Source organism: Variovorax sp. LjRoot130, assembly GCF_964253755.1.
GTDB lineage: Bacteria > Pseudomonadota > Gammaproteobacteria > Burkholderiales > Burkholderiaceae_C > Variovorax.
In genome coordinates, this window is sequence record NZ_CAXURM020000001.1 from 5471349 (window position 1) to 5487294 (window position 15946).

At 68.3% G+C, this 15946-nt stretch carries 15 protein-coding genes; 5 read left to right on the forward strand and 10 right to left on the reverse strand.

Annotated elements, in window-relative coordinates; genetic code table 11:
• Positions 1-11: 11 nt before the first annotated feature.
• The 4 genes from ACSQ86_RS27120 (at position 12) to ACSQ86_RS27135 (ending at position 2378) form a co-directional block, all read left to right on the forward strand.
• Positions 12-620 carry a cytochrome b gene (locus ACSQ86_RS27120; protein ID WP_436292177.1) on the forward strand — a complete coding sequence of 203 codons (609 nt, stop codon included), beginning with the start codon at positions 12-14 and terminating at the stop codon, positions 618-620.
• Complete coding sequence (locus ACSQ86_RS27125) at positions 617-1204, forward strand: YceI family protein (RefSeq protein ID WP_436309981.1); 588 nt, start codon at positions 617-619, stop codon at positions 1202-1204. The genes ACSQ86_RS27120 and ACSQ86_RS27125 overlap by 4 nt, the downstream gene beginning before the upstream one ends.
• A 48-nt stretch (positions 1205-1252) precedes the next feature.
• The gene (locus tag ACSQ86_RS27130) at positions 1253-1879 is read left to right on the forward strand and encodes a YceI family protein (protein WP_436306369.1); all 627 of its coding nucleotides are present in this window, start codon (positions 1253-1255) and stop codon (positions 1877-1879) included.
• 142 nt (positions 1880-2021) lie between these two features.
• Positions 2022-2378 carry a hypothetical protein gene (locus ACSQ86_RS27135; RefSeq protein ID WP_436309982.1) on the forward strand — a complete coding sequence of 119 codons (357 nt, stop codon included), beginning with the start codon at positions 2022-2024 and terminating at the stop codon, positions 2376-2378.
• Between the two features lie 3 nt (positions 2379-2381).
• Here ACSQ86_RS27135 and ACSQ86_RS27140 read toward each other — a convergent pair whose 3' ends face one another.
• The 7 genes from ACSQ86_RS27140 to argS form a co-directional block, all read right to left on the reverse strand.
• Positions 2382-3986: a phospholipase D family protein gene (locus ACSQ86_RS27140; RefSeq protein WP_436305848.1), complete on the reverse strand. Its 1605-nt coding sequence runs from the start codon at positions 3984-3986 to the stop codon at positions 2382-2384.
• 2 nt (positions 3987-3988) lie between these two features.
• Entirely contained in the window at positions 3989-5569 is a 1581-nt protein-coding gene (locus ACSQ86_RS27145) for an RNA polymerase factor sigma-54 (protein WP_436309983.1), read from the reverse strand.
• A 14-nt stretch (positions 5570-5583) separates the two neighbouring features.
• Positions 5584-6360 (reverse strand): LPS export ABC transporter ATP-binding protein, encoded by a 777-nt coding sequence (gene lptB / locus ACSQ86_RS27150; RefSeq protein ID WP_436305850.1) that lies wholly within the window; start codon positions 6358-6360, stop codon positions 5584-5586.
• On the reverse strand, positions 6357-7049 hold the full coding sequence (lptA, locus tag ACSQ86_RS27155; protein WP_093109991.1) for a lipopolysaccharide transport periplasmic protein LptA: 693 nt from the start codon (positions 7047-7049) through the stop codon (positions 6357-6359). Before lptA ends, lptB begins: the two co-directional genes overlap by 4 nt.
• 126 nt (positions 7050-7175) lie before the next feature.
• A complete protein-coding gene (locus ACSQ86_RS27160) occupies positions 7176-7820 on the reverse strand; it encodes a thiol:disulfide interchange protein DsbA/DsbL (protein WP_436305851.1) in 645 nt (214 codons plus the stop codon).
• Between the two features lie 84 nt (positions 7821-7904).
• Positions 7905-8621, reverse strand: coding sequence for an SPOR domain-containing protein (locus tag ACSQ86_RS27165; protein WP_436292170.1), 717 nt, complete (start codon positions 8619-8621; stop codon positions 7905-7907).
• A gap of 9 nt (positions 8622-8630) precedes the next feature.
• Complete coding sequence (argS, locus tag ACSQ86_RS27170) at positions 8631-10304, reverse strand: arginine--tRNA ligase (protein ID WP_436309984.1); 1674 nt, start codon at positions 10302-10304, stop codon at positions 8631-8633.
• A 128-nt stretch (positions 10305-10432) separates the two neighbouring features.
• Here argS and ACSQ86_RS27175 point away from each other — a divergent pair, with 128 nt between their 5' ends.
• Positions 10433-10729, forward strand: a complete 297-nt coding sequence (locus ACSQ86_RS27175) for a PsiF family protein (protein WP_093109987.1) — start codon at positions 10433-10435, stop codon at positions 10727-10729.
• A gap of 67 nt (positions 10730-10796) precedes the next feature.
• Here ACSQ86_RS27175 and ACSQ86_RS27180 read toward each other — a convergent pair whose 3' ends face one another.
• Genes ACSQ86_RS27180 through ACSQ86_RS27190 form a run of 3 tightly spaced genes read right to left on the reverse strand, consistent with a single transcriptional unit; the run spans position 10797 to position 15822 of the window.
• Positions 10797-11618: a hypothetical protein gene (locus ACSQ86_RS27180; protein WP_436305853.1), complete on the reverse strand. Its 822-nt coding sequence runs from the start codon at positions 11616-11618 to the stop codon at positions 10797-10799.
• A 12-nt stretch (positions 11619-11630) separates the two neighbouring features.
• Complete coding sequence (locus tag ACSQ86_RS27185) at positions 11631-14183, reverse strand: two-partner secretion domain-containing protein (RefSeq protein ID WP_436309985.1); 2553 nt, start codon at positions 14181-14183, stop codon at positions 11631-11633.
• 22 nt (positions 14184-14205) lie between these two features.
• Positions 14206-15822: a ShlB/FhaC/HecB family hemolysin secretion/activation protein gene (locus ACSQ86_RS27190; RefSeq protein ID WP_436305855.1), complete on the reverse strand. Its 1617-nt coding sequence runs from the start codon at positions 15820-15822 to the stop codon at positions 14206-14208.
• Between the last annotated feature and the right edge of the window lie 124 nt (positions 15823-15946).

A 15946-nucleotide genomic window follows, 5' to 3' on the forward strand; every position in this document is an offset into this window, starting at 1 on the left:
ATGCTCTGTGCATGCCCGCCGAGCCGCTCCATCCCGCGCTTGCCCACGACCGTGCCGACGCCCCACGCTACGGCGCGGTCGCCATGGGGCTGCACTGGCTGCTCGCGCTGCTGATCGTCGCCTCCTTCAGCGTCGGCCTCTACATGGCCGGCCTGCCCTTCTCGCCGATGCGGCTCAAGCTCATCAACTGGCACAAGTGGGCCGGCATCACGATCCTGACGCTTTCGGCCTTGCGCCTGCTGTGGCGCCTGTCACACCCGCCGCCGCCGCTGCCAGCCTGCATCGTGGAGGCGATGCCGGGCTGGCAGCTCGTCGCGCACCGCGGCACGCATCTGCTGCTGTATTTGCTGTTCTTCGCCGTCCCCCTGTTCGGCTGGGCCTACAGCTCGGGACTGGGCATTCCGATCGTCTGGTTCGGCCTCGTGCCGCTGCCGGACTTCGTGCCGGTGGACAAGGACTTCGCCGAGGCGGTGCTGAAGCCGATGCACAAAGGCAGCGCCTTCACGCTGGCCGCCGTGGTGCTGCTGCACGCGGCGGCGGCGCTCAAGCATCACTTCGCCGACCGCGACGGCCTGCTCGATCGCATGTGGCCTTTTTCGCACCAGGGACACCCAAGATGACAAGACTTCCCATCGCCTGGCGGGCACTCTGGGCCGCCGCTGCGGCGCTCGCGATCGCGGGGCCGGCGAGCGCCGCAGAACCGATGGCGAAGCTGGTCCCCGGCTACGGCCAGATCGTCTTCGTCACCAAGCAGATGGGCGTGCCGGTCGAAGGCGCGTTCAAGAAGTTCGACGCCCAGATCGCCTTCGACCCGCAGAAGCCCGAGGGCGGCACGGTCTCCATGCAGATCGACATGGGCAGCGCCACCCTCGGCGTGCCGCAAAGCGACGCCGAACTGCCCAAGGCGCCGTGGTTCGACACCGCGCGATTTCCGAAGGCCAGCTTCCAGTCGAGCGCCATCAAGAGCCTCGGCAGCGGGCACTTCGAGGTCGCGGGCAAGCTGACGATCAAGGGCACCACGCAGTACGTCATGGTGCCGGTGACCATCACGCAAGCCTCGGGGCAGTCGGTGGCGACTGGAAGCTTTACGATCCAGCGCCTCGCCTTCAAGATCGGCGAGGGCGAATGGGCCGACACCTCGATGGTCGGCGACGACGTGCAGGTGCGCTTCAAGCTCGTGCTCGCCGGCCTGCGTCCGATCTGATCGGCCTTTCGTTCATCCTTTCATCGCCCCATTCGAAAGCTCGTCATGATGAAGTCCATTGCCGTCGCTGCGCTCGCGGCCGCAGCGACCCTCGCCGCCGCACAGCAGGCACCGGAAATGGCCGCCTTGCCGGCAGGAGGTCCGGTCAAGGGCGCCAGCTACGTGGTCGACCCGACCCACACTTTCGTGATGTACGAGATGGGCCACTACGGCACCACCACCAACCGCGGCCGCTTCAGCACCAAGGACGGCACGGTCAAGATCGATACCACGGGCAAGAACGGCAAGATCGACATCACGATGGACATCGGCTCCATCAACACCGGCGTCGACCTGCTCAACCGCCACGTGCTGAGCAAGGACTTCTTCAACGTCGCGGAATTTCCGACCGGCCGCTTCGTGGCCGACAAGATCGATTTCAACGGCGACAAGGTCGCCGAAGTCGACGGCACGCTCACGCTGATGGGCCAGACGCGGCCCATCAAGCTCAAGGCCAGCCGCTTCGGCTGCTACCTCAGCCCGCTGATCAAGCGCCAGGTCTGCGGCGGCGACTTCGAGACCATCGTGGAGCGCAGCGAATGGGGCATCACCTGGGGCATCAACTTCGGCTTCGAGAACAAGGTGCGGCTCCTGGTGCAGGTCGAGGCGGTCAACATCACGGACCGGCCGAGCTAGGGCGCGATCGCTTCTTCGCTGCCGGTCCGAGGGCGAGCTCGAACTACATTCAGCAACAAGCTTCACGGAGCAGGCGGGTCCTGCTTTACGCGGGCCGGTTGCAATGACCCCAACGGCACTTCATGCCTTCAGGAGTTTCTTCATGAACATCGCGCACACCCGTTTCTTCAAGTGGATCGCCGCCGGCGCCTTCTCCGCCGCAGCCGCGCTGGGCGCCACGTCGGCCAGCGCGGGGGACCTGGCCTGGTCGGTCGGCATCCATGCACCGGGCGTCGCCGTCGGCGTTGCCAGCCCCGTCCACTATGCCCCTGCGCCGGTCTACTACGAACCGTCGCCCCGCCACTATCGGCCGGCGCCCGTGTATGACGGCCATCGCGGCGACAGGGGCTACTACCATCGCCCGCCGCCGCGGCACTTCTACCGCCACGAGTACCGCGACGAATACCGGCACGGCCATCGCCATCACTACCGGCATGACCGTCACGACTATCGCTATTGAGGTCTAGAGCAGGCTCTCCGGCGCCAGCGGCGCCAGCAGCTCCAGCATCAGGTGGTCCCAGAAGCCCGCATCGGGCTCGCTGGTGAGCACCTGTTCGACGCCGGCCTCCTCGCTCACCCACTCCATTTTCTCGGTGCCGGGTGCGAAGCGCACCTTGTAGGCGCCCTGCTGCTTGAGCACCTCGACCAGCTTCAGCACCTGCTGCGCCATCTCGCGGCTGAAGATGAAGAGGCCGATCTCGGTGTTGTGCACTTCCGAGCGCGGGTCGAAATTCATCGAGCCGACGAAGAGCGTGCGCCCGTCGATCACGGCCGACTTGGCGTGCAGGCGTCCGATCTGCGTGCCGAACAGGCCCAGGCGCACGCTGCGCCGCGTGCGCACCGAGCTCAGCTCGTGGATCTCGGCGCCGAGCCGCAGCATGTCGGCCCGGTAGCGGCGGTAGCCGGTGTGGACCACGGGCTCGTCGGTGGCGGCCAGCGAGTTGGTGACCACGCTGATCTTCATGCCGCGCCGGCGGATCTCGCGCAGCACCTCCAGCCCCTCCTTGCCGGGGATCAGGTAGGGCGACACCAACGTCACGTCGGAACGCCCGCGCCGCATCTGCTCGACCACGTTGTAGCGCACGCTGTCGACGTCGAGCAGCGGCACGCCGCCGTAAGTGACCTGTTTGCCGATCACGCGCTCGGGCGAATCGGCATACGCCTCGGCGGTGGTCCAGATGAGGTCGAGCTTGCCGGCGTTGAGGTTCTCGACGATCGGGCTGTAGCCCAGCAGGTCGTTGGGCGCCGGCGGACGTGGTGCCGGGGTGGTGGCCGGGGCAGTCAGCTCCTCGAAGCGCCGCTGTCGTTCCTCCCGCGCGAGCGTGGGCGCGACCACGGTTTCGATCGGCCGCACGTGCTCGCTGTTCCAGTACAGGTCGAACAGGCTGGAAAGGCGCGGGATCAGGGCGCCGGCGACGAAGGTGTCGAGGTCGATGAAGTTCGCGCCGGCCGTCTGCGTGAAGTACGGGTTGCCGATGTTGCGCCCGCCGGCTACCGCCATCGCGCCGTCGGCGATGAAGAGCTTGTTGTGCATGCGCCGGTTGACGCGGCTGAAGTCGAAGAGCGAGGCCGAGAAGCGCCTGAGCATGCTGCCGCGCCCGGCCGGAAACGGGTTGAAGAGCCGCAGCTCGAGGTTGGGCGTGGCGGCCAGCGCGAGCAGCAGCTCGTCCTCGCCCGCAGTGTAGAGATCGTCCATCAGGAGCCGCACGCGCACGCCGCGCTGGGCCGCGTCGCGCAGCGTGCGCAGCAGGTAGCGGCCGGTCTCGTCGTTGTCGATCTGGTAGTACTGGACGTCGAGCGTGCGCTCGGCGCGGCGCGCGAGCTCGAGCCGCGTGTTGAGCGCGAAGTCGCCGCTGGGCATGAGCCGGAAGCCGCTGAGGTCCGCATCCGGCTGCGAGGCCTTGGCGATGCGGCCCAGCACGGTGCCGGTGGACAAGGGCATCGCCTTGGACGGCGTGCGCTCGAATTCGGCCGGCAGCATCGCGCAGCCGCTGGCGAGAAGAAGCACCGCCATCAAGGCCAGGCCGAGGCGAATCCAGCTTGGTAGCGGACTCGGACGGCGACTCATCGCTAGAGTGCCTTGCGCAGGTTCGCAGGCGCGATGCGCAGCGCCTCGCGGTACTTGGCCACCGTGCGGCGCGCGCACTCGATGCCCTGCTCCTTGAGCATCTCGGACACCTGGCTGTCGGACAGCGGCTTCCTCACGTCCTCGGCGCTCACGAACTGCTTGATCAGCGCGCGCACCGCGGTGCTGGAGGCGTTGCCGCCGGTTTCGGTGCCGAGCGCCGAGCCGAAGAAGTACTTGAGCTCGACGGTGCCGTAGGGCGTGGCCATGTACTTGGCGGTGGTCACGCGGCTGATGGTGGATTCGTGCAGGCCCAGCTCGTCGGCGATCTCGCGCAGCACCAGCGGCCGCATCGCGAGCTCGCCGTGCACGAAGTAGCTCTTCTGCCGCTCGACGATCGCGTTGGAGACCCTGAGGATGGTGTCGAAGCGTTGCTGGATGTTCTTGATGAACCAGCGCGCTTCCTGCAGCCGCTGCGACAGCGCCTGGCTGCCCTCGCCCTTGTGCTGCTTGAGCGCGCCGGCATAGATGTCGTGCACGCGCAGCCGCGGCATGACCTCGGGATTGAGCATGACGCGGAACTTCGCGTTGGTGCCGTGGCCGATGCGCGTGACGATCACGTCGGGCACGACGATGTTGCGCTCGACGTCGACGAAGCGGCGCCCCGGCTTGGGCTCGAGCCTGGCGATCAGCTGCAGTGCGGCGCGCACCTCGTCTTCGTTGCTGCGCGTGAGCGTGGCCAGGCGCTTGAAGTCGCGCCGCGCGAGCAGCTCCATCGGCTGCTTGCAGATCGCGATGGCGGTCTTGCGCACCTGGGCCTCCTCCTCGCTCTCCTTGGCGCTCGCCAGCTGGCGCAGCTGGATGGTCAGGCATTCGCCGAGGCTGCGGGCGCCGACGCCGGCCGGCTCCAAACTCTGCAGCAGGCCCAGCGCGACCTGGAAGTGATGCACCAGTTCGTCGAACTGGTCGTTGTCGTCGCCCGCGAGGCCCGAGGCCAGCGCCGGCAGCGAATCCTCGAGGTAGCCGTCGTCGTTGAGCGATTCGATCAGGAAGCGCAGCGCGGCGCAGTCGTTCTCGTCCAGGCGCAGCGACAGCGCCTGCCGGTGCAAGAAGGACTGCAGCGATTCCTGGCTGCGCGCGAGCTCGGTCGCATCGGTGCGCTCGTCGTCGCCGAGGTTGTTGGCGCGCGCGGGCGCATCGCCGCCCCACTCGCTGTCGTCGGGCGCGAGGTCGACCGTACCGTCGCCCTCCCAGTCGGGTTCGCTGTCGGCGGGCGCAGCCGCTTCGGCATCGCCGTTGGCGGCGACCGCCACCTCGGCCGGCGCCGCGGCCGAGCCGGGGACGAAGTCAGCCTCGCCCTCGGCCTGGCGGTCTTCGTCGCGCACCGGCGCATCGGCCGCCTCGAGACCGAACTCCTCGCGCGGCGCCTCTTCGGCCGTGCGTTCGAGGAACGGGTTCTCGTCGAGCATCTGCTCCACTTCCTGGCTCAATTCGAGCGTGGAGAGCTGCAGCAGCCGGATCGACTGCTGCAGCTGCGGCGTGAGCGCCAGGTGCTGGGAAACGCGCAGCGAGAGCCCTTGCTTCATCGAAGTACGGTCCCCTACATCCGGAAATGCTCGCCCAGGTACACGCGTCGTACCTCGGCGTTGTCGACGATCTCCGAAGGCGTGCCTTGTGCCAGCACATGCCCGTCGCTGATGATGAAGGCGTGATCGCAGATGCCCAGCGTCTCGCGCACGTTGTGGTCGGTGATGAGCACGCCGATGCCGCGTTCCTTCAGGAAACTGATGATCCGCTGGATCTCGATCACCGCGATCGGGTCGATGCCGGCGAAGGGCTCGTCCAGCAGGATGAAGCGCGGCTGCGTGGCCAGCGCCCGCGCGATCTCGACGCGGCGGCGCTCGCCACCCGACAGCGCCAGCGCCGGCGAATCGCGCAGATGGTCGACGCGCAGGTCGTGCAGCAGTTCGCCGAGGCGCTCCTCGATGCGCTGCTTCGACAGCGGCACCGGCCGGCCCGCGTCGTCGGGTTCGCGCTGCAGCTCGAGCACGGCGCGCACGTTCTCCTCGACCGTGAGCTTGCGGAAGATCGACGCTTCCTGCGGCAGGTAGCTCAAGCCCATGCGGGCGCGGCGGTGGATCGGCATGTGCGCGATCGGTTCGCCGTCGATGCTGATCTCGCCCGCATCCGCCCGAACCAGCCCGACGATCATGTAGAAGGAGGTGGTCTTGCCCGCGCCGTTGGGCCCCAGCAGGCCGACCACCTCGCCCTTTTGCACGCCGAGCGAGACGTCCTTGACGACCTTGCGGCTGCCGTAGCTCTTCTGCAGGCCGCGCGCCTCGAGGCGGCTGCCCAGGACTTCGTTGCCGCCGCTCACTTGCGCTGCTCTCCGCCGAGCGTGGTGGTCGAGCGCAGGCCCGTTCCGGACGCCGGCGCGGAGGCGGCCGGCGCCGCCGGCCTGGCGGACCCGGCAGCGGGCGCCGAGGCGGCCGCCTTGGGCGTGAGGATGGCCTTGACGCGGCCGCCGGGCTGGGTCGCCACGCCCGCATTGGGCGGCAGCGGCGAGCCGTTGACGGTGAAGGTGTCGTTGCTCTGGTCGTAGACGATCAAGGGTCCGCTGCTTTCGTCGTTGGGTGTCGCGCCGACCAGGCGACGCATCACCGCACGGCGGATGAACTTCACGTTGTCGGCGCGGCTGTCGTACTCGATGACTTCCGACTCGCCCTCGATCCACTCGTCGGGGCCGGCGTCGCGCTTCTGCTTGAAATAGGCCAGCTTGCCGGGCGCGGCCGTGACGATGCCGTACTGGTAGCCCTCGGGATCCTGCCGCACGTCGATGCGGATGCCGCGGATGATGATGGTGCCCTTGGTCACCACCACGTTGCCGGTGAAGACGCTGGTCTGCTTGAGGTCGTCGTAGCGCATGGCGTCGGCCTCGATGTTCATCGGCTTGGTGCGGTCCGCCTTCTCGGCCTGCGCCGCCGACACGAGGCCGGCCACGCCCAAGGCGAATACGAAAGCGCGACAAAGGTGGCGAGAAACGGAGGAGGAATGTAACGACGTCATAAAAGGCACGAAACTTGCTGGGCGATTGTATGCGGCCTCATGGATCCGGTTTCCGCCGGCGGATGAAAAAGCCCGCCGAAGCGGGCTTCCTGCTGGTTGCCGCGACGAGCGGCGGGAGGCGCTTTTTTACGCGCTCTTGCGCGCTTCGCCGACCAGGAAGTCAGTGACCTGCAGCGCGCGGTCCATGCTGCGCGCGAGTTCGCCGTCCGTATACCACCTGCCCGCGATGCCCATCGCGGGCACGCCGGCCACTTGGTAAGCCTCCTGCAGCTGCTTGGCGCGCTGGATCTTGCTCGCCACGCTGAAGGACTTGAAGTTCTCGGTGAACTTGGCCTTGTCGAGGCCGTTGGCCGCGGCCCAGTCGATGATCTGCTGCTCGCCTGAGAGGTTCTGGCGCTGCTGGTGGATCGCGGCGAACACCTTGCGCTGGTATTCGTCGACCTTGCCCATCGCTTCCAGCGCGTAGTAGAGCCGCTGCTGCGGCTGGAAGCTGGGCTGGAAGGCGACCGGCACGCGCTTGAAAGACACGTGGGCGGGCAGCTTCTTGATCCAGGTCTCGAGCGTCGGCTCGAAGGCGTTGCAATGCGGGCAGCTGTACCAGAAGAACTCGATCACCTCGACCTTGCCGGCCGGCGCGTCGACCGGCACGCGCTTGTCGAGCACGGCGTAGTCGGTGCCCGCCTTGGGCGCGAGCGCCTGGGCGTGCGAAGGTGAGGCGAAGGGAAGAAGCCCCAGCGAAGTGGCGGCCAGCGAAAAGTCACGACGTTTCATATTAAGAAGTTCTCCTGTGCGGCTGACAGAGCCCGCGGCTGGCCCGGAGTTCCCGGACCGGCGAGCTTGAGTATGGATGAAGGCTCAGCGCTGGACGCGCACCAAGGCAGATTCGAGGCCACCGCCGTCGAGCCGCTCCTTGAGCCGGTCCGCATCTTCCTTCTTGTTGAAAGGCCCCGCGCGCACGCGGTAGACGGTGCGGCCGGCCTGCTCGCGCTCGGTGATGCGCGCTTCCACGCCCATCAGCGAAAGCTTGGCGCGCTGCGCCTCGGCGTCCTCGGGGGTGCGGAAGGCGCCGGCCTGGACGAAATACATGAAAGGATCGGTGCTGGCGCTGGGCGCCGCGGCGGCGGTGGTGGCGCCGGGGCTGGCACCCGAACGTGCCCGCGCGAGATCGCCGATCGGGTCGTTCGATGGCGGCACCGCGTTGGCTTCGGCCGGCAGGGGCGGCCGTCCGGCGCGCTGTGGCTGTTGCTGCTGCGCGCCGGGTGGCACCACCACGGGCGCCGGCGCGGTCGGCGGCGTGGGCGCCCCCGCCGTGGCAGGCTGGGGCGGTGCGGGCGTCGCGGGTGCCTGCGGGCGGGCGGCGCCTGCCTTGCCGGCGAGCGGGCCGTTGGGGTCCCAGTCGCGGTTCTTGCGCGCCTCGGCTTCGTCTTGCTCGGGGCCGCCGCGCTGGGTCTTGGTCATGAAGGGGATCGGCACCTTGGTCACATAGACCGCGATGCCCAGCGCCACGCCCAGCCCCAGCACCAGGCCGACGATCAACCCAATGACGATGTTGCCGCTCTGTCTTTTAGTCATGGTTCGAAATCACATCTTGCGCGGCGCGCTCACGCCGAGAATTGCCAGCCCATTGTGCAGCACCTGCGCGGTGGCCGCGACCAGCGACAGGCGGGCCCGCTTGACCGGCTCCTCGTCCACCAGGATGCGCTCGGCGTCGTAGTAGCTGTGGTAGCAGGCAGCCAGTTCGCGCAGGTAGAAGGTGACGTCGTGTGGCGCAAAATCCTTGGCCGCGGCCGCGAGCATGTCGGGGTACCTGGCCAGCAGCAGCAGCAGCGCCTGCGCGGCCGGGCTTTGCAGCGGCGCGAGCTCGACATCCGCCAGCGCGGCCGCATCGCCGCCCCAGGCCGCCAGCACCGAGCAGATGCGCGCATGCGCGTACTGCACGTAGTAGACCGGGTTGTCGTTGTTCTGCGCCAGCGCGAGGTCGATGTCGAAGGTGTATTCGGTGTCGGGCTTGCGGCTCAGGAGGAAGAAGCGCACGGCGTCGGTGCTGGTCCACTCGATCAGGTCGCGCAGCGTCACGTAGCTGCCGGCGCGCTTGCTGATCTTGACCTCTTCGCCGCCGCGCATCACGCGCACCATGGTGTGCAGCACGTACTCGGGATAGCCGGCCGGGATGCCGACGTTCGCGGCCTGCAGGCCGGCGCGCACGCGCGCGATCGTGCCGTGGTGGTCGGTGCCCTGGATGTTGACCACCTCGCCGAAGCCGCGCTCCCACTTGGCGATGTGATAGGCGACGTCGGGCACGAAGTAGGTGTAGCTGCCGTCGCTCTTGCGCATCACGCGGTCCTTGTCGTCGCCGTAGTCGGTCGACTTCAGCCACAGGGCGCCGTCCTGCTCGTAGGTCTTGCCGGCCTCGATGAGCCGCTTCACCGTCGCCTCGACCCGGCCGCTGGTGTAGAGGCTCGATTCGAGGTAGTAGTTGTCGAAGCGGACCTGGAAGGCCTTCAGGTCCAGGTCCTGCTCGTGGCGCAGGTAGGCCACGGCGAACTGGCGGATCGAGTCGATGTCGTCGACGTCGCCGCTCGCGGTGTATTCGCGGTCGTCCGAGCGCACGGTCTTCTTCGCCTTGAAGTCTTCGGCGATGTCGGCGATGTATTCGCCGTTGTAGGCCTGCTCGGGCCATTCGGCATCGCCGGGCTTGAAGCCCTTGGCGCGCAGCTGGGTGCTGGTGGCGAGCGTCTGGATCTGCACGCCCGCGTCGTTGTAATAGAACTCGCGCCAGACCTGCGCGCCCTGCGAGGCGAGCAGGTTGCAGATCGCGTCGCCGAGCGCGGCCTGGCGGCCGTGGCCCACATGCAGCGGGCCGGTCGGGTTGGCGGAGACGAACTCGACCAGCACGCGATCGCTGCGCGCGGCCTGGCGGCCGAAGGCCTCGCCCGCGGCCAACACCTCGCGCACCACCTGCTGCTTGGCAGCGGTCTTGAGGCGGATGTTCAAGAAGCCGGGGCCGGCGATCTCGATGGCATCGACCCACTGCGCGAAGGCCGGGGTGGCCTGGAGCGCGGCGCTGATGTCCTCGGCCAGTTCGCGCGGCTTGCGCGCCAGGGGCTTGGCGAGCTGCATCGCCGCGGTGCTTGCGAAATCGCCATGCGCCGCGACCTTGGGCGATTCGAACGCGGCTTTGGCGCCGGCGCCGGGCGAGAAGGATTCGAGCGTGTTCGCGAGCGCCGCGAGCAGCTCCTGTTTGACCAATAGCATCGCGGGATTTTACCGGGGGCAAACCCGGCCCCGGCCGGCCATGGTCATCCAGGCGTTGCCTCGGGCCGTTAGCATGGGCGGCCCCGGCCGGGGCTCCTGTCACAACCACCCTTGAGGACACCTACACCATGAAGAAGCTTCTCTCCCTGTTTGCCGTGGCCGCCTGTCTCTCCATCGGCGTCGCGCACGCGCAGGACAAGGCCCCCACGGCCCAGCAAAGCAAGATGGCGACTTGCAACAAGGACGCCGGCGACAAGAAGGGCGACGAGCGCAAGGCCTTCATGAAGACCTGCCTCTCGGCCAAGCCGGTGACGCAGCAGGACAAGATGAAGAGCTGCAATGCCGACCCCAAGGCCAAGGCCCTGAAGGGCGACGAGCGCAAGGCCTTCATGAAGGAATGCCTCTCCGCCAAGCCGGCTGCCTGAGCGAAGCCGCAACCCAGCAAAGAAAAGGCCCCGCAGGCTTCGGCCTGACGGGGCTTTTTCTTTGCGGTCAGCGCACTTCGCAATCGACGGTGTTGCTCTTCGTGCCGCTGGTGCCTCTGGTGTTGCTGGAGGCCGAGGATGAAAACACCGGCGGCGGGGTGAATTTGAGCCCGGGGTTGGTGGGCAATACCACCGGCGGCTGTACGACGGAGGGTGTGAAGCCAAACTGCCCGGCCGAGAATTGTTGCGACCCTCCCTTGTTCGACACGTTGATCAAGCCGTCGATCACCTGCACATACAGGCCTGGCGCGAGCGCGCCCGGCACGGAAGGTGCGCGCGGCACGGAGGGGATCTGGACCTGCGCGACCCTCTCCCAGACGGGCAAGGCTGTCCCCGCATCGCTTCGCACCGGGCTGGCGGCCGAGGCCAGGCTGGCTTGCGCATAAGCGCGCCGCGCCAGGGCGACGGCCGGATCCGGCCGGTAGAAGAGATTGAAACTGCCTGCGCCGGCATCGACGGTGGTTTCGCCGGCCTCGATGGCCAGGCGGCCGGCGCCGGGGGTTGCGCTTGCGACCACCTGCAGCTGACCGGCGGCCAGCTCGAGCGTGGCGGCACTGGCGATCTTCAGCCGGGTCTTGGGGCCCAGCACGGCCTGGCGGCCGTCGGCCAGGCCGATGCGAACGTAGGTGTCCTGCTCGCTCGTCAGGGTGTCGCCCACGTCGATTACGGATTGCGGCGACAGCACTTTCAGCACGCCATCGGCCTTGACGGCCATGACGAAGCCGCTCAGCTGCGTCACCTGCGCGACCGGCGTGCCGGCGTGGGCTTGCGCTGCGCAGAGCGACAGCGCGGCCAGGAAGGATGCGAGGACAGGGAATTGGAGGTTCATGGTCGGCCCCGGTTAGTTGCAGTACATCTTCTTGGTCGGCTCGTTCTTGGCGCCGACCGTGTCGCTCGCCGCTTCCTTTGTTTCTTCCTTGGTCGCTTCTTTCTTGGATTCCGACTTGACGACCGGCTGAGACACCGTGGTGCTGACGGTGTTGATGATGTCGACGGTCGTGTTCACGGCCTGGGTGAGGGGCGTTGACGAGAGGGTGGTCTGCACAGGTGGCAGCACGACCGAGCAGCCCATCAGTGCAGGGGTCGCGGTGCAAGCGGCGAGGTTCGGCAGCACGGCGGAGCAACCCGTCGTGCTGGGTGCACTGATGCATTGCGACAACGTTGGCAGCACGGCAGAACACCCCGACCGCGTGGGCACGGCCGTGCAGGTGCCGAGGCTCGGCAGGATCACGCTGCATCCGGGCATGCTGGGCGTGCTGGTACAGGCGGCCAGGCTGGGCAGCACGGCGGTACAGCCGTCCATGGCCGGGTCGGCGATACATGCGCTCAGCGTGGGGAGCGCTGGCGCAGGCGCAGGTGACAGGGGCGGCGCAGGCGGCGGCAACACGACCGAGCAGCCGGCGGTGGCCGGATTTTCCTGGCAGGCCGCGAGGGTCGGCAGCACCGCGGCGCAGCCTGTCAGCGCCGTGTCGGCCATGCAATCGGCCAGCGAGGGGCGCAGCACGATGCCCTGCGCCGTCACGCGGCCGCTGATCGAATCTACGGTGGACTGGTTGTCGAAGGTGGCCGCGGAGGTCAGCACGATGTTGCCCGCCTGCGAACTGACGGGGCTTTGCAGCGTGAGGTTGCCGGCGACGTCGATGTTGATGGGGCCGCTGCCCAGCGAAGTGATGCCGGTTTCGGGGCCGGCAATGCCGATGATCAAGGGCGTGTTGTTGCCGCGGAAATTGAATCCGCCGGCCCCGCCGGCAAAGCCGGCCATCTGCTGCACCTGGTTGCCCGCGTGGGTGAGGTTGACCGATCCGGTGTCCGCGCGGGCCGACAGCGTCACCACGGTGATGGGCGCCGTCTGGTTGATGTCGCCCGCAGCGGTGCGCAGTTCGAGCCGGCTGCCGGGCCCGCCGGTGATGGCCCCATTGATGTTGATGCCCGCGGCGGCATACAGCGCCAGGCTCGTGTCGCTGGTCCACGTCACGGCGTCGACCACCTGGATGATGCCGGCGCCCGTGCCCGCCGCGTTGTCGGTGGTGACCACCACCATGCTGCTGGCGAGCGCGGCCTGCAGCGCGCCGACGGTCAGCAGCGAGTCGCTCACGGCGCCGGTGGCGACGAAGGTGGCGGCCGAGCTATCGGTGCCCACCATGCCCGCGACGGTGGCGCTGGCCTGGTCGTTCGCGATGTAGATGTTGGTCGGGTCCAGCAGCAGGGTGCCGGTGCGGCCGTTCGGCGCGCGCGTATCGACGCGGCCCCGCATGTCCAGCGTGTGGCCCGAGGTCTCGATGAAACCGCCGTCGCCCGAGCGAGCGCCGCCGCGGGCGCTGATGCTGCCGTAGACGCGCGTGGTGCCGTCGGACCAGGCGATCACCTTGCCGCCGTTGCCGGATTCGATGGCGTCGGCGCGGATGCTGGCGTCGCCGGAAACGTAGAGCTGCTGGGCATTGGCGATGGCGGGGTTCTGGCCGCGATAGTCGCCGCCGGCCAGCACGGTGCCGCCGCCGGCCTCGCCGCTGGCATCGACGCGCGCGTTGCCCGTCAGCCCCACGCGCTCACCCAGGAGATGGATGGTGCCGCCGGTGCCGGCGCCGGTGGCGCTGGTCAGGCTGCCGCCCTCCAGCAGCAAGTCGCCGCTTGCCTTGAACACGATCTGCCCGCCGGCGCCCACCGTCGCGCTGTCGGCGCTGACCAGGCCGCGCTGGTTGACCAGGTTGCCGTAGATGCCGATGCGCCCGCTTTGCGCCACGATCTCGCCCAGGTTGACGGCCTGGTCCTGCGGCGCGCTGACCACGACGTGCAGGGCCGGGTTGGCGCTGTCGGCCAGCTTCACGCTGCGCCCCGCAGCCAGCACCACGTCCCCGCCGGGCGAATGGATGAGGCCGCTGTTCTGGACGTCCGGCGCGATCAGGATCACGTGGCCGCCTTCCGGCGTCGAGATCCGGCCCTGGTTGGCGACGCGGCCCGCCACGGGGCCGGCATTGAAGTTCATCCTGCCGGCCAGGAAATCGCTGTTGGAGATCGCCAGGCTGGAGGCCACCAGCCCGTTCACGTCCACCCGCGAACCGGCGCCGAACACAACGCCGTTGGGGTTGACCAGGAAGACGCGGCCGTTCGACTGCAGCGCGCCCAGGATCAGCGAAGGCTCCTGGCCCGTGATGCGGTTGAGCACCGTGCTGGTGGGGCTCTGCTGGATGAAGCGCGTGACCTCGCCGGCCGCGATCGAAAACCCGGGCCACTGGATGATGGTTCCCGGGGTGTTGGTGATCGCGCGGACATTGCCCAGCTGCTGGAAGCTGGCCTGGCCGTGGACGACGGTCTGGGCTACAGCCCCGCCCGTGCCGGCGAGCATGAGCGCGGCTGCCAGCAAGCCCTGTGCAGTTCGTGCGTGGGTTGTTTTCATTTTTTTCATCCCTCGGGTCAGGTCAGTAGGAAAGCGACAGGGCGACGTGCACCCGGCTGTCGCCGGACGCGCGCAAGCCGCCGCCGTCGATCACGCGGGCGTAATCCACCTGCAGGCTGGCGCGCCGGTCCATGGCGAAGCGCAGCCCCAGGCCCGCGCTGGAGATGGACGTGCGCTGCTCTTCGCCGGGCAGCGCCTTGTTGCGCGACACGCTGGCAGCGTCGACGAAGGCCAGCGCGCGGCATTGCACGACGATGGCAGCCGTGGCCGGGCACCAATTGGGCGTCTGGATTTCCACGTTGGCGAACTGGCCCTTGTCGCCGGCGACCTCGCGCTCCTGGAAGCCCCGCACCGAACCGGCGCCGCCGGCGCCGAACTGCTCGCCGGAGACGAGTGCCGAACGGGTGGCCTGGCCGTTGAACTGCAGGCGCAGCTGCCAATCGTCCGCCAGCCGCCGGCTGTAGGCCGCGCCGTAGCGCAGGATGCGGTAGCTGGCCGAGGCACCGGCGCGCTGGCGGGCGAAATCCTCGCTGCGGCCGTTCGACCCGCCGGGGATGTTCTGCAGGCCGATGAGCTGGACCCCGAGCATGGCGGCGGGCAGGGCCCATTGGCCGGAATAGCCGAGCGACAGCGGATGGACCGTGACCTCGCCGCCCAGCTGGGCGCCCTCGAGGTCGATGTCGTTCTTGTAGGTCCGCCAGTCGACGCCGTAGATCAGCGTGGAGCTCAGGTCGCCCCACTGCGGCAGGTTGTGGTTGTAGCGCGTGCCCAGGACCGTTCCCTTGCCGCTGACCTGCAGGTTCAGCACGCCGGCCGTCAGCATGCCGGAGTTCACGTCCGAATGGCTGGCGAAGAAATCCAGCGAATCGCCCAGCGCATACAGCGGCACGTGGTAGCCCGCACCGAACACGCTCAGCTTCGACGGCTTTTCGGCCGACGTGATGTACTGCAGGCTCGCCACGTGGTCCAGGTCCCAGAGGTTGGCATGCTGGTAGAGCGTGCTCAGGCGCGTGCGGCCGATCTCGGCGTTGCCGGTGTTGTCGGCGGCGATCCCGATGCGCCACGGCTTGTCTTCGACCACGCGGACCACGGCGTCGACCTCGTCGGGCTGCTCGGCAGCCTGCAGCGCCAGCGTGATCTGCTTGGCGGGATTGGTGTTGGCCACTTTCAGGCTCGCCGAAACGTCGCGGATGTTGGGCGTGGCGCCTTCCTTCAGTGCCGGCAGGCTGGCGCGGATGTTGGCGGTCGAGAAGGTCTTGTTGCCTTCCACCGCGACGCGGCCGACGCGCGGCTCGATCACCTTGACGCGCACCACGCCCTGGGCGAGCTCCTGCTCGGGCAATTGCACGAGGACCACGCTGTAGCCGCGCCGGCGGTACGCTTGCTGCAGCGCTTCCACCGCGCGCCGCACGTCGCCGAAGTTGCGCGCCGGGCCGGCAAAAGGAGCCAGCAGGCCATCGACCTCTGCGCCGGACAGCAGGCTGTTGCCCTCCACGGCGAAGCGGGAAATGGCAAATCGGGGTCCGCTGCTGCCAGCCTCGTCGTCGGCCTGAACGGCAGGCGCGGCAGCGGCGAAGGCCGCGAAGATCAGGAACATCTGGGTACGACGCAGCCGCATCCCGCTTTTGGTTGTTTTCATTGGGAGGCCAGGTCGAAGTAGCGGGAGTGGATTGCCGCCGGCGGGTTATACCGGCGGCAAGGCGCAACGCCGGCCAAAGGACCGTCGATAACTTCTCCTCGTGTGACCTAGTGCCGCCAATCGA

Coding starts and splice junctions, on each gene's coding strand:
- ACSQ86_RS27120 (WP_436292177.1), top strand. CDS start 12: ATGCCCGCCGAGCCGCTCCATCCCGCGCTTGCCCACGACCGTGCCGAC.
- ACSQ86_RS27125 (WP_436309981.1), top strand. CDS start 617: ATGACAAGACTTCCCATCGCCTGGCGGGCACTCTGGGCCGCCGCTGCG.
- ACSQ86_RS27130 (WP_436306369.1), top strand. CDS start 1,253: ATGAAGTCCATTGCCGTCGCTGCGCTCGCGGCCGCAGCGACCCTCGCC.
- ACSQ86_RS27135 (WP_436309982.1), top strand. CDS start 2,022: ATGAACATCGCGCACACCCGTTTCTTCAAGTGGATCGCCGCCGGCGCC.
- ACSQ86_RS27140 (WP_436305848.1), bottom strand. CDS start 3,986: ATGAGTCGCCGTCCGAGTCCGCTACCAAGCTGGATTCGCCTCGGCCTG.
- ACSQ86_RS27145 (WP_436309983.1), bottom strand. CDS start 5,569: ATGAAGCAAGGGCTCTCGCTGCGCGTTTCCCAGCACCTGGCGCTCACG.
- lptA (WP_093109991.1), bottom strand. CDS start 7,049: ATGACGTCGTTACATTCCTCCTCCGTTTCTCGCCACCTTTGTCGCGCT.
- ACSQ86_RS27160 (WP_436305851.1), bottom strand. CDS start 7,820: ATGAAACGTCGTGACTTTTCGCTGGCCGCCACTTCGCTGGGGCTTCTT.
- ACSQ86_RS27165 (WP_436292170.1), bottom strand. CDS start 8,621: ATGACTAAAAGACAGAGCGGCAACATCGTCATTGGGTTGATCGTCGGC.
- argS (WP_436309984.1), bottom strand. CDS start 10,304: ATGCTATTGGTCAAACAGGAGCTGCTCGCGGCGCTCGCGAACACGCTC.
- ACSQ86_RS27175 (WP_093109987.1), top strand. CDS start 10,433: ATGAAGAAGCTTCTCTCCCTGTTTGCCGTGGCCGCCTGTCTCTCCATC.
- ACSQ86_RS27180 (WP_436305853.1), bottom strand. CDS start 11,618: ATGAACCTCCAATTCCCTGTCCTCGCATCCTTCCTGGCCGCGCTGTCG.
- ACSQ86_RS27185 (WP_436309985.1), bottom strand. CDS start 14,183: ATGAAAACAACCCACGCACGAACTGCACAGGGCTTGCTGGCAGCCGCG.
- ACSQ86_RS27190 (WP_436305855.1), bottom strand. CDS start 15,822: ATGAAAACAACCAAAAGCGGGATGCGGCTGCGTCGTACCCAGATGTTC.